Here is a 21,177-nt window from a genome sequence, read left to right as displayed (position 1 = left end):
TTTCTCCTTTCGAAAATACCACTATATAAAACTACTTATAATAACCAATTTATCGGCTCTATCCCTTGCGCTGTTAGAAAGGCATTGGTTTTAGAAAAAGGTTTGCTGCCAAAAAATCCACGATGAGCGGATAAGGGACTCGGATGAGGAGATTCTAAAATGAGATGTCTAGGATTAGTTATCAAGGCTTTTTTCTTGCGTGCATAAGAACCCCAGAGTATAAAGACAACAGGTGTATCTTTTTCATTGACAACCTTAATCACAGCATCCGTAAACGGTTCCCAGATTTGACCGGCATGCCCATTTGCTTGCCCAGCAGGAACAGTCAAACTGGCATTCAGCAGCAAGACTCCTTGCTGTGCCCATGGTGTCAAATCATGAGATTCTTTGATGCCAAGGTCATCTGCTAACTCTTTCAAAATATTTTGAAGAGAAGGCGGCGCTGGAATATCATCTGGTACTGAAAAGCTCAGCCCCTGCGCTTGACGCGGACCATGATAAGGGTCTTGTCCCAAAATCACTACTTTTACATCTGCTAAATCCGTCGTTTGAATCGCATTAAAAACTTTTTCACGCGGTGGATAGATTGTGCCTGATGAATAAACTTGATTTAAAAAGTAATTGATTTTACCAAAATACCCTTCAGGCAATTGCTGCTTAATCAAACTATGCCAAGCTGAATGTTCCATTGTTTCTCCTGTTCTATATCGTTATTTTTCTTCCTCTGGATAAGTCATGCCCCACTCTTTTCGCAAATCCGTCATGATTTTCATGACATCACGACTATAATCCAAATACATCTCATTTTTGTCACCAACTACTGCTGCTTCCATATCAAGAACTTCATACATTAAAGCTTCGCTCGTCTTTCCCGTTTCAATGATTTCTTGATGCCCATCTTCAATATAAGTAATGACCGCCTTTTGCCCTCTAGGATATTCATACATTTCAATGTAGCCCTTATCATAAGCAATTGTTCCACGCTTGGGCTGTTTAGCATGGAGGCTCAAGGTCAAAGTCGCCATTTCTCCTTCGGCATTCATTAGAAGAATCCCTACTTGCTCATCGACACCCGTTGGTGCAAATTTCACTTGCGAAAGGACTTGGTTAGGGCTAGATGTCATAAACCACCGAACAAATGACAAGGCATACACGCCAATATCTAACAATGCACCGCCAGCAAGCTGACGATTAAAGAAACGATTTGTCATATCATATTCTTTGTAGCTACCAAAGTTCATTTGAATCATTTTTAAATCACCTAATTGACCACTGGAGATGATTCTGTTCAATTGTCGATAGATTGGCATGTGGTAAATCGTCATCGCTTCTGCCAAAACGACATGTTCTTGCTCGGCTAATAAAACTGCTTCTTCCAATTCTTCTGAATTTAACGTAATGGACTTCTCACATAAAACGTGTTTCCCGTTTTTTAATGCTTTTCGTAAAAAATCAATATGCGTATTATGTGGTGTGGAAATATAGATAATGTCCACATTTTCGTCCTTAAATACGTCATCAATCTGATCATAAACTTTTTCAATACCATATTTCTGTGCAAAATCCACACCTTTTGCATACGTTCGATTGGCAACAGAATAGAGTTTTCTACCCAATTTCTCCAAGGCCTGTGCCAATTCATTAGCAATCACACCTGTACCTAAAGTTGCCCAATTATAGCGTACCTTATTTCCCATGGTCATTCTCCTAGCTACATAATTATCTTTATCATACCAAATTTTCCTTCATTTAGCTGACTTTTTGTGTAGAGACATCCCTTTTGACAAAATCCTATGAAATCAAACTATGCTTTTCTATCTAAACAATCGAATAAAATCAAAGATTACAATTATTCAGAATATTCCTTTATGTTATAATAAATTGAGAAGGGAGCAATTTTATGTGGTCTTGGTTTATTGTATTTTTACTTTTGGTTATTGCTTTATTTTACTTTTCAAATATCATAATAAAAACTATTATCGGATTTGGATTATTTATTTTTGCGATTGCTATCATTTGCTTTATCATTGATTATCACAACGATCCAAATAAAGACTAAAAATTGGCTTAAATAGGTCATTTTTCTAATGGGATAAATGAGATATAAGATTGGCTTATTCAGGAATAAATTCCTAAAAATGATATTAAAAAAATCGTCATTTCTAAAAAACACCCCAATGCATTATTGGAGCATTTCTAGTTTAGTTATCTTCAGAGATAACTGAGTCCAACTCTTTCTCATCTGATTGAACAACTTGTTCTGGAGTTTCAGTTGTAATCGCAGATTCTTGTTGAGGTTGAGTTGGTGTTGTTTCAGGTTCAACTGCTTGTTCTTGTGGTTGAGTAAATTGTTGTGCTTGAACAGGTTGTTGCTGAGATTGTGCTTGTTGTGTCATAAATTGTCCTTGGTGAACCGTAGATGTTTTCACTTCTTTAGTTGGCATACAAAGTAGGACAATTAGAGCGATAAAACATGGTAACATAGCTAAAGCACCCAAGATATTTAAAAATGGAACCCACATCAAAAGTATAGGACCTGCATATAAAAAGATAAATGCCCAATGATAGCCAGCATCCCGCAAACGACGCACAATAATCGCCAAATTTGGGACTAAAGTTGCTATCCCAAAAATACTCAATAAAACAAAGACGAAAAGTGTAGAACCTAATCCAGCTATAAAGACGCTTGGATCAAACCCACTCCCTCCTTCATAGTAAGCTGCTTGTTGAATAGCACTGAAAATCGCTGTCATAATCGCTCCAAAAGCTATTATCACAAATGGAAGGGTAATTAAAGCATTGCATAAAACAGACCACCAATAGTCAGATCTAGTTGATTTTCCTTCAAAATCAGCATAGTGAGTCCAAAATTTTTTATAAGCGGTAAACATCATAAATCTCCTAATTTTTAAATTTTTAATAGAATACCATACTTTTCCTAATAAATCAACGGAAATTAATTTTTAGAGAACAATTACTTGACCATCTCTAATCGCCAGTTTGTCCACCCTGAAAATTTAACTGCCCCTTGTTCATCTGTCCGATAGACCTTAGCAGGCAATTGTGCAAATCGCTCTATTATATCTTGACTTGGTTGCTTAGATTGATTATTTTTCCCAACAGAAATGAGAGCGACCGTTGGTTCTATTTGTTGTAAAAATTTTGAACTTGATGAGTCCTTGGCTCCATGCTGTCCGACTTTCAAAACATCTGTTTTCAACTTTGGATAATGCTGCATTAACTTTGCTTCGCCCTCTTCTTTCAAGTCGCTCGCAAATAAAAATCTTGTACGGAAAAACTGACCATATAAAACGATCGAATGGTCGTTCTTGCTAGCACCCGAAAGAACTTGCAAATGATAATCAAAAATAGGAAGTTTGTCGCCTTGTTTTACAACATGAATGAATGTGTTTATTTTCCTTAATTTCTCTAGAAAATCTGCATTGCTTAGACTACTTCTGGAAATATAAATTTTCTTTATTGCAAATTTTTTAGCAACTTCTAATACATCTCCTGCATAATCTGGATTAGGATTTGTTAAGACTAAAGCATCAATCGTATCTATGCCACGACTTTTTAAGTAAGGAATCAAAGTTTTCTCTGCATTTGAGCTAGTCGCTCGTTTTTGCCAAGCTTCTTTTGTTCTAATTTCCTCACGTCCCCCAACATCAATCAATACATTTCGTCCTTTCCAGTCTCTCAGAAAAATACTATCTCCCTGCCCAACATCAACCATTGTGATCTCATTTTGCAAGGGAAATTTATTTATGAAAAAGAGTAATGAAAGAAGCAGACTAAGAAATATTACCCATTTTTTATTTTTTCTAATATCATACAAAATAGCCAGTACAAGTAGCATAACAATCAGCAAAAGCGGACTGGGTTGCCCAAAAACGATTGGTCTGCCAAAGACACTTGCTATCCAACGAATGCTATTTTCTAACCCTTCAAATAGAAAATTGACCTGAGTTAGCTTTATCAAAGGCGAAGAAAGAAAAATCAACGTCAAGCCTGGCAGCATCATTGTATCGAAAATTAGTGAAAAAACAAATGTCAACAAAATAGACCAAGGTTGAAATTCACCAAAATAAAAGATTAGAATCGGTAAAACACCAAGCGAAATGACACTGCTCTCTACAACAATCTTTCGCCAAGAAGTCAGACTTTCAAAATCTATCACACTAATAACAAAAGCATAGGCGCAAGAGAGAACTCCTCCTGCCGTTAAAAGAAAGGAAGGCATAATCAAGGACAATATCATCATCGTTAAAGCAAAATTATCTAACTTAGTGATACCATGTTGCGACAATAATTTCTGAACTAAGCTTCGTACAACGGATACTGAAAATCCAGTCATTCCCGCATAGAAGAAAGAAAATGGATATTGGCATTTATGGACCATTTCCTGTGTAAGACCCAACCTTAACAGCAACTTACGAAAACCCTCCATAAAAAAGCCAACTTGCATGCCAGACAGCGCAAATAAATGAATAATCCCCAAGCCAGAGTAAAGATTGTTCATTTCATCGAAGTCTGTATCCAAGGCACCAAATAAGAGTCCTGTCATGTAATTACTCATCGGATTTGGAAAATGCTTCTTGATAAATACCAGTGCTTTTCTTCGCCAGCTAGAAAGCCACTCAAAAGGGTGCAAGCTGATTCTGTATTGGCTCGATAAAATGGTATCCACTTTTAAAATTCGATAAATCCCTTGCGTTTTTAAATAGGATTGGTAATCAAAACCAGCAAAATTACGCTTCTTCTCAGGGATTTCAAATTCCCCTTCAACGGTCAATATAACCAGACTAGAGAGATTTTGAAAAGCCAACTGTTCTTCCTTTGATTTCAATTTGTAGTAAACTTGATAAGTCTGCCCATTTGTTTTACCACGGAAAGAAAGTGAATCTCCATTTACCTTAATCGTGTCAGGTAGAACTGCTATTTGTTTTACGGGAGAAGGTTCTGCATTTGCTTGCCGCTCTGCCATTTCCCTACGAATAAAGAAAAAACCAACAAAACAAGAGAGAATCATGAAGGTCATGAAACATTCTTTTGGTGAATAAAAGCGAAAAAGACGAATCACCAGAAAGATAAAACCCAACCAGCCTAACCAGCTACTTTGATAGATTGCAAAATATAACCAGACGAGTAAGAAAGCAATGTAAATCGGCTTAATCGGAAATTTTTTAATCCACTGTGACATATTCTTTCAATTTTTCTAGTGTTTTGGCGCCTACTCCTGATACATTTTTCAAGTCATCAACAGAATTAAATTTCCCGTTTGACTCACGATAATCTAAAATATCTTGGGCGCGCTTTTGTCCAATACCAGAAATAGACTGTAAATCAGACAAATTGGCCTTATTTAGATTGACCTTATTCCCTTTTTGTGCCGCAGTTCCATTGGTATCTGTCGTTAAAGTTTGTCCATTATTACTTGCAGCATTTGTTACATTTTCACCCATAGCTGCCACATAAATCACAGCCTCATCTGTTAGTTTTTGAGCCAAATTGATAGATTTGCTGTCAGCGTCTGTCGTTAGTCCACCCGCTTTTTGGATAGCATCATTGATTCGGCTTGTTTTTTTTAATTGATAAATACCTGGATTTTTAACAGCACCTTTAACATCTACAGTTAAAAATTCCAATTCTTCACTCGCTAAATTCTTTTGAGATTCTGTTTCTTCTTTCTGTTGTTTTTTCTTCGTTTCAGTTGAAGTTTCTTTCCGTTCTAGTTTTGCATTTGTGGCCTCTTGTGCAATATCTCCTACATTAGATTGTCTAGCAGATTTACTAGTCATCAGAAAAAATCCTGCTATGATCAAACCAATCAGGCTTAAACCAACTAAAATTTTATACTCTTTTATTTTTTTGATGATTACCTCTAACATTTTTCCTCCTAAACTGAATGAAAATTTACTTTATCTGTTTATTCGTAAAATAAATAAAAAAGCTGAAAAAATTTTTCAGCTTTTGCGATATTAGAAAAAGAATTTTGATAAGGATTAACCAATGAAACACTTCACCCTATTAAAAAATGAGAGTAATATAATGGATATTATCGTATATTATAAGTCTTCATAGTCCGAGCAATATCTCTATTTTGCTCACGACGTTTAATAGATTCGCGCTTATCATAGTCATGTTTCCCTTTAGCCAATCCTAAAAGCAACTTAGCATAACCATCTTTAAGATAAACTTTGAGAGGAACTAAAGTCATCCCAGTTCCTTTGGTTTCCTGCTCTAATTTTTTAATTTGCTTTCTATGCAACAGCAATTTTCTCCTACGTTCAGGATCTTGATTCCAAATATTTCCTTCTTCATAAGGAGCTATATGGACATTACTGAGCCAGACTTCTCCATTTTTGATTTGAGCAAAGCCGTCTTTTAGGTTAATTCGTGCAGCGCGTACGCTTTTAATTTCAGTTCCAGTTAAAACCATGCCCGCTTCAATCGTATCAACAATAGTATAGTCGTGACGTGCTTTCTTATTTTGAGCGACGACCTTTCCCTCTCCTTTTGCCATTCTTACTTCCTTTCTTAGTCATTTCTTTATAAAATGGTTTCTTCCCTTGGCTTTTCTTTGATTTCTTATCCCTAGAAATGATTCCTTTTGAAGATTTGCTCTTTCGCTCTCCGTCACCGCGATAAGACTGTTGACGTCCGTTTTGCTTGAACTTGGAGTGTTTTTTCTTTTCAATTACATCATATTCACTAGGTAGGTATTCAAAGTCAATCTCACCAGTCGCCTTATCCGATCGAACTAACTTAATGCGAATCTGTTGACCGACTCGAAAAACAACACCGGATTTTTCACCCTGCAAAGTTAGATTACGTTCATTATAGCGGAAAAACTCTGGCAAGTTAGCTACATGAATCAAACCTTCAACTGTGTTTGAAAGTTCGACAAATAGACCGAATTTGACTACACTCGACACAATACCATCAAATTCTTCTCCCACAAATTCTTCCATAAACTCAGCCTTTTTCATAGCTTCTACTTCTCGCTCTGCTTCAATAGCTCGCCGTTCCCTGCTGGAAGACTGACTAGCAATATCTGGAATAACTTGCTCAAAATGCTCTGCTATTTCCTTAGAACGCCCGTAATCGCGCACCATGCGATGAACCAAAAGGTCTGGATAACGGCGGATTGGACTGGTGAAGTGAGTGTAAAACTCGGCTGCCAAACCATAATGACCGTAGTTATGCTCTGAGTAACGAGCCTGCTGCATGGAGCGCAAAAGCATCATAGATAGCACTTCTTCATAGGGCTGACCTTGGACTGCTTTCATAATATCCTGAAGGGCAGATTGGCTCATAGAATTAGCCGTTCCGTAGACCCGAACGCCAAAAGTAGAAGCATAATCAATAAACTTCTGCACTTTCTCAGCCTTAGGTTCTTCATGAATCCGATAGATAAAGGGCAGGTTTAACGTAGCAAAATGCTCTGCTACTGTTTCATTGGCGACTAGCATAAAGGACTCAATCATACGCTCCGCAAGTCCACGCTGGCGCAAAACAATATCTACTGGACGTCCAGTCTTATTGACCAAAATTTTAGCTTCTTTCGTATCAAAATTAAGAGCTCCGCGCTTAAACCGCATCGTTTCTAAAATAGTATGAAGTTCTGCCATTGCTTCAACGCTCGGCAAAATCGCTTTAAAAGCTGCTTGTTTTTCCTCATCTCCAGCAATCATGTCATTCACATCGCTATAGGTCATACGAAAAGTGGTTTTAATGACCGTTTGAGTAATGGTATGCTTGATAACTTGACCTTTTTGATTAATCTCCATGATAGCCGATTGCGTCAGTCGATCTACATTAGGATTGAGCGAGCAGATGCCATTGGACAGGCGCTCAGGTAGCATCGGTATTACACGGTCGGTCACATAAACCGATGTCGCTCGGTTGAGGGCTTCCTTGTCCAACTCGGATCCTTCTTTGACATAGTAAGAAACATCTGCAATGTGAACTCCTAGTTCAAAATGGCCGTTTTTCAGCTTCTTGATATGAACTGCATCATCCAAATCTTTCGCATCCGCCCCGTCAATGGTAAAGGTAATTTCATTACGCAGATTTAAACGTCCTTCAAAATCCTTTTCAGACAGCGTCTCTGGAATCGCTGATGCTTCCTTCAAAACTCTTTCTGGAAACTCAGACACAATATCCATGGACTCCAAAACTTCCAGAACATCAATACCCGGATCATCCTTGTGACCCACTACATCCAAAATAGTAGCTACAAAAAAGTCATGCTTTTTAGTTGGATATTTATCAATCTCTACTTTTAAAATCTCTGTTCCATCCAAAACCAAAGCAGGCTTCTTAATATAAATAGGTTGACTGATTTTCTGATTTTTTGACCGAATATAACCAGCATACTTAGGCTTTTCTTCATCCAAGATGAGCTGACCCACTGCTGTTTTTAAGCTGTGTTCCAAAATATCAATAACCTTCGCTTCAGCAGATGTTCCCTTGCTGCGATCTGCAACCTTAGTAATTGCAACTTCTACCGTATCACCATCAATCGCATAGTTGACATCATTGCGACCAATAAAAAGATCATCCTCTTCTTCATTTAAGGTAACAAAACCAAAGCCATTTTTATGGGCGTGAAAGGTCCCTTTCAAAGTAAGCAGCTGCTTTTCTTTACGAAGTTGGATTTTCCCAACATTACTAAAGGTCAACTGACGCTTTCGTTCCATTTCAGAAATCGTCTGAACTAAATTTCTAAAGTCTTTTGCTTTTTCTTTTCCTAATCTTTGTGCCAGCTCATCCATACTAGCTTCTTTTTTTTCTCTTAAATAACTTAAAATTTCTTCTTTCATTCTTTCCTTTTTCTTATGTTTTCTAAACTTTCAGTCGCCTTTTCTTATCTAATACAGAAAAAATAGGCAAAGACAAAGTCAAAGCCCATTTTATTTACTAGATAAGATTGTCAGCATTAGTGCAATCAACAACCAAAAGAAAACCATCACTCCTGTCAAACGCTGCATAACTGCTTCAAAACCTCTTGCTTTTGGTCTTTCAAACAAGTCTCCTGCGCTTGCGTCAAATACATTACTTGATTGATTTTTTGTAGGCTGCATAAAAATTGCGATTAAAATAAATACTGATAAAATCAATAAAATGGTTAATAATAAATTATACATATCAAACTCCTTAAAATCTTAACTATTTTATCATAAAACTTATTTTGATTCAAGATGTAAGGTCACTTTTCTTTCTTTTGGGCAATACTTCAACACTTCAATCCTTTCTGGATGTGTTTTCATATTTTTGCTTGTTAAATAATTCTGACTGCCACAACTTGAACATTGTAAATTAATTTTTACCCGCACTGACTTCTCTCACTCCTAAATACTTTCTAAAACTAAATAATAAAAAGAAAAAATTCAATAAAGCTAAGCCTGCTGTACTATAGAAAACCCAATGATAGCCAAAATGAACAGAAATAGCTGACCCCATTAACGGCCCAATAACGCCACCAATATAAAAGAAGGTTTGATTGTAACTGAAAATCCGTGAAATACCTTCTTTAGGTGTGATTTTATTCAGTAAAGAACTAACTCCGGGCAGAAGAGCTCCAGTGCCCAATCCAAATAGAAAGCGATAAATTCCCAATTCAAGTGGCGTACCAGCCCTCGCACAGAAAATATAAATTACAAAACTATACAAAAGAGCCAGCAAGAGCAAACGGTGGTTTCCTATTTTATCTCCTAATTTTCCTAACCAACTAGAAGAAAATATACTTGAGACCCCCATTGCTGAAACAATTGCACCAGATACTAACAATAGATTTTCCTTTTGCCCTAAAGAGCGGATATAAAGTGTCAAAATAGGGGAAATGGACTGTCCAATCATCTGAATCACCATGCTAGTAATAAACAAGCCAAAAAGGATTGATTTTTGAGGAATTCGCTGAAATAGTTGCTTGGTCGAAACTTCTTTTCCTTTAGAGACAGGATGAAAATCTTCTTTTATCCCAAAAATGGTCCACAAAGTAACAACAAACAAGAAAAATCCAACCAAAAGGAAAACATTTCTCATTCCCAAACTTTGAGTTATCATTCCTCCTAAGAGCGGTCCCATCAGAGTCCCCGCTACGACACCTGTTGACAATGTTCCCAAGGCATAACCAGAGTGTTTTTTAGGAGCTTGACTAGCAATCAAAGCCGTGCTATTCGGTACATAACCAGAAAACACTCCATTTAATAGTCTCAATACAATGAGCCAAAATACATTTGGTACAAAAGCCAAGCCTCCCATCGTAAAGGTCATTGCAAAAGCTGCCCGAATCATCATAGGCTTGCGGCCATATTTATCAGCTAAACTTCCCCAGACAGGAGATAAAAGAGCGGCTGTCAAAGCTGTGCTCGAAACCGCCAAACCTGAATAAAATTCAACCATGGAGCCTCTAGCACCTAATTCTTCCACATACAAAGACATAAAGGGAACAACTAGTGACAGGCTAGCACCTATAAAAAAGTTCCCCAGCCAAGCAATCCATAAATTCCGTTTCCAATTCACTTGATTCTTAATAAAATCATCTTCTTTCCAACTTGTTTATAACACAGAATAATAAACATCACTCTGCCCTTTTAATTCTTCTAAAGATCCTAGTTGTGCACTTTTAATAATGATTTTCCCAGCCAGTCTTTAAAAATTTTTTATAATCAATGTTCAATTGACACAATTCTTATCCTTTGTCATTAACCAATAATCAATCTATTAGGCTACTTTGAGCATCATCTGAATGATAGCCTATCTAATATAGGGTTGTCTATACTAAAAATGAATTCTTAAAGCAATCTTTCCTTGGGGGTGTTCGTTCATCACATATTGGATAGCTTGTGAAACCTGAGTAATGGGATAGACCTTATCAATGAAAGGTTTGATTTCTTTCTTCATCACTAACATCTGCATTTCATTATAATAAGCTGCTCTTGGTTTTAGAAAGTAACTAAAATAGCGAACCCTTTTTGAAAAGAAAGATTGCAAGAATGAAGCAGGCAGATAGCTCGCTCCTACACCTACTAGAATACCATCTTTCTTCAAATGTGCCTTTAGTATCTTCAAATCAACATGTCCATTAACGGCTAAAATGAGATCATCTTTTCCTGCTGCTTTCTCAAAGTCATCATGTTGATAATCAATGACTCTATCACATCCCAAATCAGTTGCCATCTTCAAATTGCGCTGGCTGCATACACCGGTTATAGATGCTCCTAAAGCTTTGGCGTAACACACTAAAAGGTGCCCTACACCGCCCGAAGCACCATAAATTAAGACACTCTGACCAGACTGCAATTGCCCTGTACATAAAGCGCCTATGGCTGTCTTAGAGGCACTAGCTAAAACAGCTGCTTCTTCATATGAGAGATAGCTTGGTTTAAGTACAGTCTGCTTTTCTTCCAGTAAAGCATATTCAGCCCAAGCTCCGAAAGCCATGAAACCTAATGTTTGACCAAAGACCTCATCTCCTTTTTTAAAGTTTTGAACTTGTTCTCCAACTGCTTCGACCTGCCCTGAAACTTCACCTCCCAAAATTTTTCCTTTACCTCCAAAAAGAAGGGTTGCTCGAGCAAACAAAGACAGTTTTTTCCCTTTAAAGCGCTCATAGTCAACATTATTTAGAGAAGAATAGTTTACTTTCACTAGAATCTGGTGTTCCTTAGGAATTGGGCGTTTTATCTCTTTTACTTCAAAAGCATTCCCCAAATCGCCTCCTCTATAAACCATTGCTTTCATCATTTCTTAATCTCCTAAGCTTCTTATCAATCTGTTCTATCAGCTCTTCTAAATTACCATCATTTTTGATTACAAAATCTGCATAAGGAACTTTATCCTCCAGCTTCATCTGACTGGCAAGGCGTTGCTGCGCTTCTTCTTGTGAATAGCCATTTCGTGCCTTCAGCCGCTTGATTTGTGTCTCTGGATTCACGTAAACCAGCCAAACCTCATCAAACCAGTCTGCATAATCCTGCTCAAATAAGAGCGGAATATCCATAAAGAAAGTCTCCTCAGTCTTAGCCAGTTGGTCGCGTCGATTGGTTAACTCTTGCCGAATGATATCATTTTGTAGTTGGGAAGATTTCGCTAAATTTTCCTGGCTAGAAAAAATGAGCTGAGATAGTTTAGGACGATCAAGCTCACCTGCTTCGTTCAAGATAGCAGACCCTAGCCAGCTGATCAATGCTTGATAGAGTTTACCGCCTTTAGTCTGCAATTCATGAACCACCTGATCCGCATCAATCACTTGATAACCTTGAGAGCGCAGGAAGTCTGTTACAACTGATTTTCCAGAGGCGATTCCGCCTGTAATTCCAATTATTTTTGCCATGTCCTACCTCATTTTTTGACAATGTGGGCAAAGATGAGTTCCGCGACCAGCTAGTTTGATTTTTTCAATTTCATGACCGCATCTAGTGCAAGGTTGACCTGTTTTTCCATAGACTTGCAGGAAATCTTGCATGGTGCCGTCTTCTCCCAACGCATTGCGGTAGGTGCGAATAGTTGAGCCTCCCTTTTCAATACCTAGCTGCAAGACTGCAATAATCTGCTTGCGTAATTCCTCTGCTTCTTTTGCAGTCAAGCTTTGGGCTGCTCTTGCTGGATGAATCTGCGCCCGCCATAAAACTTCGTCCACATAGATATTACCAAGACCCGCGACTAAGGTTTGATCCAGCAGGTAAGGTTTTATCAATTTCTTAGATTTTTTCAGAGCAACTTTAAATGGTGGTAAATGAAAATCTGATTCAGTCGGTTCTGGTCCCAGCTTTCGCTCAGTAAAATAGGATGTTATTTGTTCTTTTCTCAACAACTCCATCGTGCCAAATTTCCGAACATCCTGATAAACGAGGCTGCTGCCATCTGTAAAATGAAAAATTACATGAGAATGCTTCGTCAACTGGACCTCTTCAGGATAGAAAAGATACTTTCCTTCCATTCGCAAATGCGAAATCAGCACCCAATTCGTCAAATAAAAAATCAGATACTTCCCCCGACGCCCAACAGCATCAATGCTTTGCCCTGGTAATTCTAAGACAAAAGGATCTGCCCCCGTTCCAATCATCTTGGCATAACGGACATCTACCTTTTCAATCTCTTTTCCTTTAACCAGCCGCTCTAAACCACGGCGTACCGTTTCTACTTCTGGTAATTCGGGCATAAAATCTTTATCCTTTCTTATCCAAATGTAATATGTAATGAACAGTTCGACTTATTTCTTCAAATCCCCCACTCTTGTGAAAAGCTTGACTGACTACATTGTCTATATCACAATCTGAAGCTAGCTGAGACACTCCTTTTTCTGTCGCCCACGACTGTGCAAAATCCACAAGCTGAGTATCAATACCATTTCTTTGAAAAGCAGGTGCTACCGCTATGCCTTCAATATATGCGACAGGAAATTGCTCTGCCCCTTCCATATATTCCGAACGCATAGATAAGCTAATCCAAGCAACAGTTTCTCCTTCTAAGTAGTATAAAAATTCATTAGGAAATTTTCCTTCAGAAAATGCTGCTAGTAATTTCTTTTTCTCTGTTTTCCAAGCTAAATGAGCAAAGTAAGCCCAGTCAGCTAGATGAGATTTTTCGACTGCTCGAATTTCCCCTACCATTACCTTTTTCAATCTTCTCTTCCTAGCAGGCGGTGAGCATAGATTGCCTGACCTGAATGCATAGTAGCATCGTCAATGATAGATACTAAACGATTCCCACGCTTAACAGCTGGAGTCCAATTCTCATCAACAACATCGTCCAAACTATCCTCATTCACCTCTGATAAATAAGCAATTGTTGCCGCAACCGCATCAGACAGATAACCTTTGAGAAACTCAATATCTGTCACCACAACTTTATGCGCTTCTTGAGGAGTGTGATGCCAATCTTCTGTATCATCTGGCAAATCCAAAGCAAACTTTTTCTTCCAGCCTTTAGAGAACCAGACTGGCTCGGTCTTAGCTAAATCAGCAATCTGAAAATCCAGCTCCCGAGCCGTATGCCAAGTCAACCAAGTCACAGACTTAATGGACGGAACTGTATCCGCAACCGGAAAAGCATTCACTTCTTCCACAGATAAATTAGTCAGCACCGACAAAAAACGCTCCTCGGCTCGTTCCACATTTTCCACTAAAAGATTTACAAATTCCATTGCCCTACCTCCTTAAAAAATAAATTAATCACGGATTATATGTCAATCTCAACTCAATGTCCCATCGCAAAGTTGTCATCAAAATACTCAGCTAACATCAGGCGATGCTTACTACTCACAAATTCTAAATTCTCAATTTCTTCCTTAGAAAAGAAACGCAGGCATAGAGTTTCTTCATTGTGAAAATCTGCAATATTCACTGATGAAACCGCCACCAGCTCATAGATGAAGACAACCGTCTGCACCGCATCACCATTCGGATAAACTTCCTCGAAATTACTGTAAACATTGAGAAAACGAGTAGCTTCTACTTCAATGCCAGTTTCTTCAAAAAATTCACGCTTAGCAGTATCAAGAGTGGATTCGCCAAGCTCCATTGCACCGCCTGGAATAGCCCATGTTTTCTTATCCCCGCGTAGTTGCAACAGCACGCGTCCCTTGTCATCTGCTAAAATACCACCAGCAAAGGTCAGGATAACCTTATCATGCCCAACTTTTGAGCGAATGTAGGAAATGTAGTCCATATTTAGAAACCTTTCAATTTATATGGAAATGCTCCGTCTTAAAAAAGTAGCGGAGTAATTGTATATGCGTGTCAGTATCACTAAACAGCCACACATGCCCTTTATTTGGATAATAGGCACAATCACTCAGTCTGTTTTTTCTTGCCAATTCTTTGTGAGATTCATGAATTGACTTCGATTCTTTACCGCCCGAAACAGAGAAAACAGGATTGTCGAAATTTGCAGTAATCCTCAGCAGATTTGCCTGTAACATTGCTCGGCGAAACGATTTTCTGGATGCTCTTTGCAAATCATCAATAAAGCCTCGGCAATCCTCTTCAGCGACCCCATCATCCTGCATCATTTTTGTCATAAAGTTGACCAATTAGCTTAGTGTTTTTAAATAACGACATGATGTAGACAACGGCAATAACTTTACCATGCCCATTAATCGGTTCATGACTAGCACCGTCAACAATCGCTCTATCAAATAAATCAGCATGTTTTTCCAACAATTTAAGAACGAGACCGCCTCCCAACGATAGTCCAACAAGGTGCGGCTTGCCGTGAGCCCTGTTTTTGATAATATCAGCAATCATTTCTGTAACATCATTAAAATTTGTCCACCCAATGTCGCGGCTAGAACCATGTCCAGGCAAATCAACAGCTATACAGTGAAAATCATTTTTTAACTCAGCGATATGATGTGCCCACATCTAACTGCTAGAACCAGACGCATGCAAAAGGACAATACTTTTATCATTTTGGTGACCTTTTTCTGCGACAAATAACGACCTCATCTTCCTCAGCCTCTAATACTCCTTTTTGTTATATCCAAAATCTGCCAAGTCTAGCTTTTTGTCCCGCCAGTTTTTCTTGACTTTAATCCAAGTTTCAAGAAAGACTTTATCACCTAGCATGAGTTCAATGTCGCGGCGTGCCAAAGATCCGATTTTCTTAAGCATAGATCCGCCTTTGCCGATGATAATGCCCTTTTGACTATCTCTTTCCACCATAATGGTAGCACGGATATGAATCTTGTCAGTCTCCTCATCCCGCTTCATACTGTCAATGACTACCGCTACTGAATGCGGAATTTCTTCACGTGTCAGCAATAAAACCTTTTCCCGAATCATCTCAGAAACCAAAAAACGCTCAGGGTGGTCGGTAATCTGGTCAGCTGGGAAATATTGGAAACCTTCCTCTAAGTTTTCACTTAAAATATCAACCAGATGCGAAACATTATTGCCTTGAAGAGCAGAAATTGGCACAACTTCCTTAAAGTCCATCTGCTTGCGGTAATCATCAATCTGACTCAGCAGCTGATTCGGGTGTACTTTATCAATTTTATTGATGACCAGAATAACAGGGACTTTAGCTACTTTTAAGCGTTCCATGATCATATCATCACCCTTACCGCGTTTTTCATCGGCAGAAACCATAAAAAAAACTGTATCCACTTCACGCAACGTGCTGTAGGCAGATTCCACCATAAAGTCGCCCAAGGCAGTCTTAGGCTTATGAATCCCCGGCGTATCAATAAAAACAATCTGCTCCTGATCTGTCGTGTAAATTCCCATAATCTTGTTACGAGTCGTCTGAGCCTTATCACTCATGATAGCAATCTTTTGCCCCATAACATGATTTAAAAAAGTAGACTTTCCAACATTTGGACGTCCTAAAATAGCAACAAATCCTGATTTAAAGGTCATTTTTCACCTCGTTTATTCCTTATTAGTCTAATATAAGAAAATCGGAAAGGATTCTCCGATTTTCATGTTAAAAAAGTAAATTCCAAATTTTCGGAACGAAAATAATCATTCCTGTTATAACCGCAAAACCGGAAACAACCAAAACAGCTCCTGCTGCCATATCCTTGGCGTTTTTAGCTCGCATGGAGAAGTGATAATCACTAGCTAAGTCCACCACATTTTCAATAGCAGAGTTCATAATCTCAAAAGAAATGACTAGAAAAATACTCAAAAAGAGAAAGAGCCACTCTATCGCAGATACCCAAAAAAGCAATCCTGCAAGCACGACCGCAACTGCTGAAACGGCATGATTGCGCATATTACGTTCTTCTTTGATTGCTGTAAAAATACCTGTCAGAGCAAATTCTAAACTCGAAATGACATCTCGATTTTTCCATTTACGTTTGTTTGTATTATTGTCTTGTAAGTCCATAAGCAGTCAAAATTTCTTCCTGTAAGCCAAACATTTCCGCCTCTTCTTCCGGCGTATAGTGATCGTATCCATTGATATGCAGAAAACCATGTACTGCAAGAAAACCCATTTCCCGCTCAAAGCTGTGACCATATTCTTCTGCTTGTTCACGCGCCTTATCTATGGAAATAAAGAGTTCTCCGATATAGGCATCAAAATCTTCTAACATTTCCGCCAGCTCAGGATTTTCTAGTAAATCCTCCTCGTCAATGGCAATGTCCAGCTCAGGCTTGTACTCCAAGCTGATAACATCTGTCGGGCGGTCCGTATCTCGATATTCCAAATTCAGCTCATGGCTGCGCTCGTTGGTAACAAATGTCACTGCCATTTCTTTTTCTTCTTTGCCAATCTTTTTAGCAGCAAATTCCAGTATATCATGTGTTTGCTTGATGATTTCTTCTGAAACTTGCCCTGTCTCGTCGACCATTTCTATATACATATTACACCCACTTTATTAGTATCACTTCATTATACCATATTTCAGATAGGGATGCCTGATTTATAAATCATTTACTATTTCGTTCTGCTCTTTATTTCATATTTTTTCTTTCAAAACTTATACTTGTTGCTGGAGGCGGCTCATTTGCGCATAGATGCCATTTTGTTTTACCAATGTATCATGTTGCCCTCGCTCCACAATCTTTCCTTCAGAAATAACCAAAATTTGGTCTGCATCTTGAATGGTGGATAAACGGTGAGCAATGATAAAAGTCGTTCTCCCCTCCTTTACCACCGCCATTGCTTTTTGAATCAGCTCTTCGGTTTCTGTATCAATATGAGAAGTTGCTTCGTCCAATATTAAAATTTTGGGATTAGCATAGAGAGTTCGAGCAAATGAAATCAATTGCCGTTCACCGCTCGAAAACGCCGCCCCTTTATCCTTTACAGGCTCGTCAATTCCTTCTTTACAACGAGCCAGCAAGTCCCCTGCACCGACTTTTTCTAAAGATTCCAAAACTTTTTCACGATTGATGCCTGAATGGCTCATCGCTACATTGCTTGCTAGTGTTCCTGTGAATAGATAAGGATCTTGCAAAACAATCCCCATGTGACTACGAAGACTTTCACGAGAATATTGTTGAATATCTTGTTGATCAATATATATTTTCCCTTTTTGGGGATCGTAGAAACGATAAAGTAGGTTCATGATAGAAGATTTTCCGGAGCCGGTATGCCCTACCAAAGCAATCGTCTCTCCTTGCTTTGCCTTAAAGCTAATATCGTGCAGGATAGTTTTTTCTTTCTCATACGCAAAGCTCACATGTTCAAACACAACCTCACCTTTATTGACTACTAACTGGGCTTTCTCATCCGCTTCCTGAGGTTGATCTAGCAATTCTAAAACTCGTTTTCCTGTTTCCAATGATCGTTGTACATTCGGGAAAAGTCGAACCAGAAAACCCATCATATCAAATAAATCAATAATATAATTGAGATAGACAAACAGTACACCTGCGGTAATAACGCTATGACCGCCTAAAAATTGCTGGCCAACTATTGTCAAAATAACAGCAAGCACTGCATTTTTCAAAAATTCCGTTAACGGCCAAGATGAAAGAGCGCTTACCCATACAATTTGTTTATCAGCTTGGCTCATTTTTCGGGCAGTTACATCAAATTCTGAAAGAACTATTTTTTCCTGATGATATAGCTGTATCAAACTAGCTCCATGCATCAATTCATTCACTTGATTATTGATGTCACTACGTGAATCGTAGAAATCTTTCATCGGCTTGTCCGTTAGTTTTTTATAAAATACCTGAATTCCATAAAAAGCAGGAAGTAATAGCAACAGCACTGAGGCTGCAAGCGGATTAAAATAAAATAACAGAACGTAGGTAAAAACAATCCGAAGAACTTGAATCAAAACACTAACCAAACTGGCATAAAATTGTCTTCGTAAGGTTTCCGTGTCATTTACAATTCTGGTCGCAATCTTCCCTGCCGGCTTATCATCAAAGTAAGAAATCGGCAAATTTTGCATAACCTGATAAGCTTCATTTCTCAGATGTTCGGCAACTTTGTTGCCACAATGCGCTAAAAGTCGGTCGCCTAAGTAAGTCAAGGCACTCCCCAAAACTACAGCAATTAGGTATAATCCAGCTAATTGCAAAAGCTGAACCTGACGATCTTTTCCGTTTCCAATCTGTGTAAGCGGTCCGTCTATCATATTTCTCAAACAGAGAGGAGACAGTTGGCTAGTCACCGTTGCTAAAACAGCAATTCCAACCGCAAGAAAGAATGCAATTCGAACAACTTTTAGTTCTTTTAATAAACGGCTAATGATACTCATTCACTCCCTCCTTTCTGATGTTGCTGCCGTTGATATTGTTCGGCGTACCAACCTCCTTTATTTAGCAACTGGTTCGGTGTCCCCTCTTCAACAATTTGTCCATCTTCTAAGACAAGAACCCAGTCTGCCTGCTGGATAGCTGACAAACGGTGTGTCACAATGATCGTTGTCTGATTAGCTCGCATATCCTGAAGATTTTTGATAATTCGACGCTCTGTTTGAGCGTCAACTGCCGACAAAGAATCATCCAAAACAAGGACTTCTGGCTGTCTAATAAAAGCGCGTGCCAAAGAAATTCTTTGTTTTTGACCGCCAGATATTGACACTCCCCTCTCACCAATAAGCGTTTCCAGTCCGTCTGGCATTCGTTTTAAATCTTCTGAAAATGCTGCTGTTTTAATAGCTTTCTCAATATCACTTAATGTCGCATTTCTCTTACCAAAGGCAATATTGTCTTTGACAGATTTTGAGAACAAAATATGCTCCTGAGGGACATAGCCAATCATTGCTTCAATCGATGGACGTGAATAGTGACTGACGGATTTTCCATTTATCTGAAATTCCCCTTGTCCAATAGGATATTGCTGAAGAAGCTGACGAACTAAGGTTGTTTTACCAGAGCCTGTTTTTCCAACAATACCATATGTCTTTCCTGCTTCAATTTGCCAAGCTATGTTACGCAAGCTAGGTCTTTTTGTTTGTGGATAAGTGAAATGATAATCCTGAAAACGAATAGAGATAAGATGTTGCAACTCCTCTTTTCCACTCATTTCCATATCATCTGTCGTTTCAATCAGTTCTGTTACCTTTTTAAAAGACGTCTTCCCCGTTTGATAGACCAAGATAAAATCCGACAGCATCCAAAAAGGTTCAATCAGGCTAATCATATACAATTGAAGAGCAATCACTTGCCCAATTGTCAACTGTCCCGTTTTTATAAAAGCAGCACCAATAAGAAGCACAATAATCGTTGATAAAGCGATAAAGACAGAAGAGAGCGGTGCGTAAAGATACTGAATGCCAGCAATTTGATCGCCGACCTTAGATAAAGCTTTCGTGCGCAATTGGAACTGTTCTTTCTGAGTTGTTTTCTTGCTATAAGCACGCGCAACTCGGACTCCCTCTATCGTTTCCAATACCTCATCATTCAAAGATGCCACTGCTTCACGATTATTTTCGACTAGTTTATCTTGTTTTTTACCAAGAAAATAAATCCATATCATCAATATCATAAGCGGAAGCATAGCCAGTAAGCTAATTTCCCATGAGATAAAAAACATGGTCGGAACGACAAAGGCAATCATGCCTCCTGTGTATAAGAGAATGACAATCCCATAGCCAGCCATCTCCATCATTCCCTCAACATCCGTTGAAAAACGCGTTAGAATATCGCCAGAACGAAATTTTTCGTAGAAAGGCGTTCTCATAGCTACCAATTTCTCAAAAGCCCTTCTTTGCATGAGAAACTTATAGTCAATGGACGACTGATATATCTTTAAATGCCAATAGTAAGCCGACAGATAGTTGCAAATTGTCACCAAAGCTAACAAACCAACATCTTTAATTAAATGCTGCTGTGTCAAACTATGATGCGACAGATGATCTACCAAACGCTGAATCACCTGTGTTGGAATCAACATGGTAAAATCATACAATAGTAAAACCAGAGCAATGGATAAATATAACCATTTATGCTCTTTTATATATCCAAATAAACTTTTAATCATCCTAATCCTTCCCGAAACGCACAAAAAAGCCCAAGACAGAATAAACCTGTCTTGAGCTTACTTGCTTTTATTTATTTTTTCATCAAAAATAAATTACAGTGCTGTGCTAGAAAGGAGTTCTGTCGCATGATATACCTGAGTACTGTTTTGTTTTACATTATTCATGATACATTCTCCTTTCTACTTTTAATTAGTTAATACTTTAACATTAAAAGAAATGCTTGTCAAGAATATTTACAAAAAATCCTCCCAAAACTGAATGAATTTTCTGCCTTA

Annotated in this window: 21 protein-coding genes and 1 pseudogene; all 22 read right to left on the bottom strand. The window is 38.4% G+C overall.

Annotated features, from left to right (window positions below; all coding sequences use genetic code 11):
* Nucleotides 1-35: 35 nt before the first annotated feature.
* Nucleotides 36-689 carry a uracil-DNA glycosylase gene (locus ANG_RS05075; protein WP_003034489.1) on the bottom strand — a complete coding sequence of 218 codons (654 nt, stop codon included), beginning with the start codon at nucleotides 687-689 and terminating at the stop codon, nucleotides 36-38.
* Between the two features lie 21 nt (nucleotides 690-710).
* Complete coding sequence (locus ANG_RS05070; RefSeq protein ID WP_003034384.1) at nucleotides 711-1,697, bottom strand: Gfo/Idh/MocA family protein; 987 nt, start codon at nucleotides 1,695-1,697, stop codon at nucleotides 711-713.
* 504 nt (nucleotides 1,698-2,201) lie between these two features.
* Nucleotides 2,202-2,894, bottom strand: coding sequence for a DUF805 domain-containing protein (locus ANG_RS05065; RefSeq protein ID WP_020999586.1), 693 nt, complete (start codon nucleotides 2,892-2,894; stop codon nucleotides 2,202-2,204).
* 80 nt (nucleotides 2,895-2,974) lie between these two features.
* Nucleotides 2,975-5,203, bottom strand: a complete 2,229-nt coding sequence (locus ANG_RS05060; RefSeq protein ID WP_025271751.1) for a DNA internalization-related competence protein ComEC/Rec2 — start codon at nucleotides 5,201-5,203, stop codon at nucleotides 2,975-2,977.
* Nucleotides 5,187-5,891 (bottom strand): helix-hairpin-helix domain-containing protein, encoded by a 705-nt coding sequence (locus ANG_RS05055; protein WP_003034448.1) that lies wholly within the window; start codon nucleotides 5,889-5,891, stop codon nucleotides 5,187-5,189. Before ANG_RS05055 ends, ANG_RS05060 begins: the two co-directional genes overlap by 17 nt.
* 167 nt (nucleotides 5,892-6,058) lie before the next feature.
* Nucleotides 6,059-6,526 carry an SsrA-binding protein SmpB gene (gene smpB / locus ANG_RS05050; protein ID WP_003034458.1) on the bottom strand — a complete coding sequence of 156 codons (468 nt, stop codon included), beginning with the start codon at nucleotides 6,524-6,526 and terminating at the stop codon, nucleotides 6,059-6,061.
* The gene (gene rnr / locus ANG_RS05045; protein ID WP_003034491.1) at nucleotides 6,489-8,828 is read right to left on the bottom strand and encodes a ribonuclease R; all 2,340 of its coding nucleotides are present in this window, start codon (nucleotides 8,826-8,828) and stop codon (nucleotides 6,489-6,491) included. The genes smpB and rnr overlap by 38 nt, the downstream gene beginning before the upstream one ends.
* A gap of 90 nt (nucleotides 8,829-8,918) precedes the next feature.
* Entirely contained in the window at nucleotides 8,919-9,152 is a 234-nt protein-coding gene (gene secG / locus ANG_RS05040) for a preprotein translocase subunit SecG (protein WP_003024744.1), read from the bottom strand.
* A gap of 39 nt (nucleotides 9,153-9,191) precedes the next feature.
* Nucleotides 9,192-9,341, bottom strand: coding sequence for a 50S ribosomal protein L33 (gene rpmG, locus ANG_RS10915; protein ID WP_003034401.1), 150 nt, complete (start codon nucleotides 9,339-9,341; stop codon nucleotides 9,192-9,194).
* A complete protein-coding gene (locus ANG_RS05035; RefSeq protein ID WP_003034551.1) occupies nucleotides 9,325-10,530 on the bottom strand; it encodes a multidrug efflux MFS transporter in 1,206 nt (401 codons plus the stop codon). Before ANG_RS05035 ends, rpmG begins: the two co-directional genes overlap by 17 nt.
* Nucleotides 10,531-10,788: 258 nt before the next feature.
* Nucleotides 10,789-11,754, bottom strand: a complete 966-nt coding sequence (locus ANG_RS05030) for an NAD(P)-dependent alcohol dehydrogenase (RefSeq protein WP_020999582.1) — start codon at nucleotides 11,752-11,754, stop codon at nucleotides 10,789-10,791.
* A complete protein-coding gene (gene coaE / locus ANG_RS05025) occupies nucleotides 11,732-12,343 on the bottom strand; it encodes a dephospho-CoA kinase (protein WP_003033400.1) in 612 nt (203 codons plus the stop codon). Before coaE ends, ANG_RS05030 begins: the two co-directional genes overlap by 23 nt.
* Nucleotides 12,344-12,346: 3 nt before the next feature.
* Nucleotides 12,347-13,171, bottom strand: coding sequence for a DNA-formamidopyrimidine glycosylase (mutM, locus tag ANG_RS05020; RefSeq protein ID WP_003033391.1), 825 nt, complete (start codon nucleotides 13,169-13,171; stop codon nucleotides 12,347-12,349).
* Nucleotides 13,172-13,178: 7 nt separating this feature from the next.
* The gene (locus ANG_RS05015) at nucleotides 13,179-13,622 is read right to left on the bottom strand and encodes a GNAT family N-acetyltransferase (protein ID WP_038677416.1); all 444 of its coding nucleotides are present in this window, start codon (nucleotides 13,620-13,622) and stop codon (nucleotides 13,179-13,181) included.
* An 8-nt stretch (nucleotides 13,623-13,630) separates the two neighbouring features.
* On the bottom strand, nucleotides 13,631-14,155 hold the full coding sequence (locus tag ANG_RS05010; protein ID WP_003033407.1) for a DinB family protein: 525 nt from the start codon (nucleotides 14,153-14,155) through the stop codon (nucleotides 13,631-13,633).
* Between the two features lie 53 nt (nucleotides 14,156-14,208).
* Entirely contained in the window at nucleotides 14,209-14,679 is a 471-nt protein-coding gene (locus tag ANG_RS05005) for an NUDIX hydrolase (RefSeq protein ID WP_003033398.1), read from the bottom strand.
* 2 nt (nucleotides 14,680-14,681) lie between these two features.
* Nucleotides 14,682-15,374: pseudogene (locus ANG_RS05000) on the bottom strand (alpha/beta fold hydrolase).
* A 96-nt stretch (nucleotides 15,375-15,470) separates the two neighbouring features.
* Complete coding sequence (gene era, locus ANG_RS04995) at nucleotides 15,471-16,370, bottom strand: GTPase Era (protein ID WP_025271748.1); 900 nt, start codon at nucleotides 16,368-16,370, stop codon at nucleotides 15,471-15,473.
* Between the two features lie 67 nt (nucleotides 16,371-16,437).
* The gene (locus ANG_RS04990) at nucleotides 16,438-16,842 is read right to left on the bottom strand and encodes a diacylglycerol kinase family protein (protein WP_003033383.1); all 405 of its coding nucleotides are present in this window, start codon (nucleotides 16,840-16,842) and stop codon (nucleotides 16,438-16,440) included.
* On the bottom strand, nucleotides 16,823-17,320 hold the full coding sequence (ybeY, locus tag ANG_RS04985) for an rRNA maturation RNase YbeY (protein WP_003033393.1): 498 nt from the start codon (nucleotides 17,318-17,320) through the stop codon (nucleotides 16,823-16,825). The genes ANG_RS04990 and ybeY overlap by 20 nt, the downstream gene beginning before the upstream one ends.
* Nucleotides 17,321-17,437: 117 nt before the next feature.
* Complete coding sequence (locus tag ANG_RS04980; RefSeq protein ID WP_020999579.1) at nucleotides 17,438-19,174, bottom strand: ABC transporter ATP-binding protein; 1,737 nt, start codon at nucleotides 19,172-19,174, stop codon at nucleotides 17,438-17,440.
* Nucleotides 19,171-20,901 carry an ABC transporter ATP-binding protein gene (locus ANG_RS04975; protein ID WP_025271747.1) on the bottom strand — a complete coding sequence of 577 codons (1,731 nt, stop codon included), beginning with the start codon at nucleotides 20,899-20,901 and terminating at the stop codon, nucleotides 19,171-19,173. The genes ANG_RS04980 and ANG_RS04975 overlap by 4 nt, the downstream gene beginning before the upstream one ends.
* Between the last annotated feature and the right edge of the window lie 276 nt (nucleotides 20,902-21,177).

It is taken from the genome of Streptococcus anginosus subsp. whileyi MAS624 (genome assembly GCF_000478925.1).
GTDB lineage: Bacteria > Bacillota > Bacilli > Lactobacillales > Streptococcaceae > Streptococcus > Streptococcus whileyi.
The sequence above is the reverse complement of the archived record's forward strand: the minus strand, read 5'-3'. Positions and strand labels throughout refer to the sequence as shown.

Coding starts and splice junctions, on each gene's coding strand:
- ANG_RS05075 (WP_003034489.1), bottom strand. CDS start 689: ATGGAACATTCAGCTTGGCATAGTTTGATTAAGCAGCAATTGCCTGAA.
- ANG_RS05070 (WP_003034384.1), bottom strand. CDS start 1,697: ATGGGAAATAAGGTACGCTATAATTGGGCAACTTTAGGTACAGGTGTG.
- ANG_RS05065 (WP_020999586.1), bottom strand. CDS start 2,894: ATGATGTTTACCGCTTATAAAAAATTTTGGACTCACTATGCTGATTTT.
- ANG_RS05060 (WP_025271751.1), bottom strand. CDS start 5,203: ATGTCACAGTGGATTAAAAAATTTCCGATTAAGCCGATTTACATTGCT.
- ANG_RS05055 (WP_003034448.1), bottom strand. CDS start 5,891: ATGTTAGAGGTAATCATCAAAAAAATAAAAGAGTATAAAATTTTAGTT.
- smpB (WP_003034458.1), bottom strand. CDS start 6,526: ATGGCAAAAGGAGAGGGAAAGGTCGTCGCTCAAAATAAGAAAGCACGT.
- rnr (WP_003034491.1), bottom strand. CDS start 8,828: ATGAAAGAAGAAATTTTAAGTTATTTAAGAGAAAAAAAAGAAGCTAGT.
- secG (WP_003024744.1), bottom strand. CDS start 9,152: ATGTATAATTTATTATTAACCATTTTATTGATTTTATCAGTATTTATT.
- ANG_RS05030 (WP_020999582.1), bottom strand. CDS start 11,754: ATGATGAAAGCAATGGTTTATAGAGGAGGCGATTTGGGGAATGCTTTT.
- coaE (WP_003033400.1), bottom strand. CDS start 12,343: ATGGCAAAAATAATTGGAATTACAGGCGGAATCGCCTCTGGAAAATCA.
- mutM (WP_003033391.1), bottom strand. CDS start 13,171: ATGCCCGAATTACCAGAAGTAGAAACGGTACGCCGTGGTTTAGAGCGG.
- ANG_RS05015 (WP_038677416.1), bottom strand. CDS start 13,622: ATGGTAGGGGAAATTCGAGCAGTCGAAAAATCTCATCTAGCTGACTGG.
- ANG_RS05010 (WP_003033407.1), bottom strand. CDS start 14,155: ATGGAATTTGTAAATCTTTTAGTGGAAAATGTGGAACGAGCCGAGGAG.
- ANG_RS05005 (WP_003033398.1), bottom strand. CDS start 14,679: ATGGACTACATTTCCTACATTCGCTCAAAAGTTGGGCATGATAAGGTT.
- era (WP_025271748.1), bottom strand. CDS start 16,370: ATGACCTTTAAATCAGGATTTGTTGCTATTTTAGGACGTCCAAATGTT.
- ANG_RS04990 (WP_003033383.1), bottom strand. CDS start 16,842: ATGGACTTACAAGACAATAATACAAACAAACGTAAATGGAAAAATCGA.
- ybeY (WP_003033393.1), bottom strand. CDS start 17,320: ATGTATATAGAAATGGTCGACGAGACAGGGCAAGTTTCAGAAGAAATC.
- ANG_RS04980 (WP_020999579.1), bottom strand. CDS start 19,174: ATGAGTATCATTAGCCGTTTATTAAAAGAACTAAAAGTTGTTCGAATT.
- ANG_RS04975 (WP_025271747.1), bottom strand. CDS start 20,901: ATGATTAAAAGTTTATTTGGATATATAAAAGAGCATAAATGGTTATAT.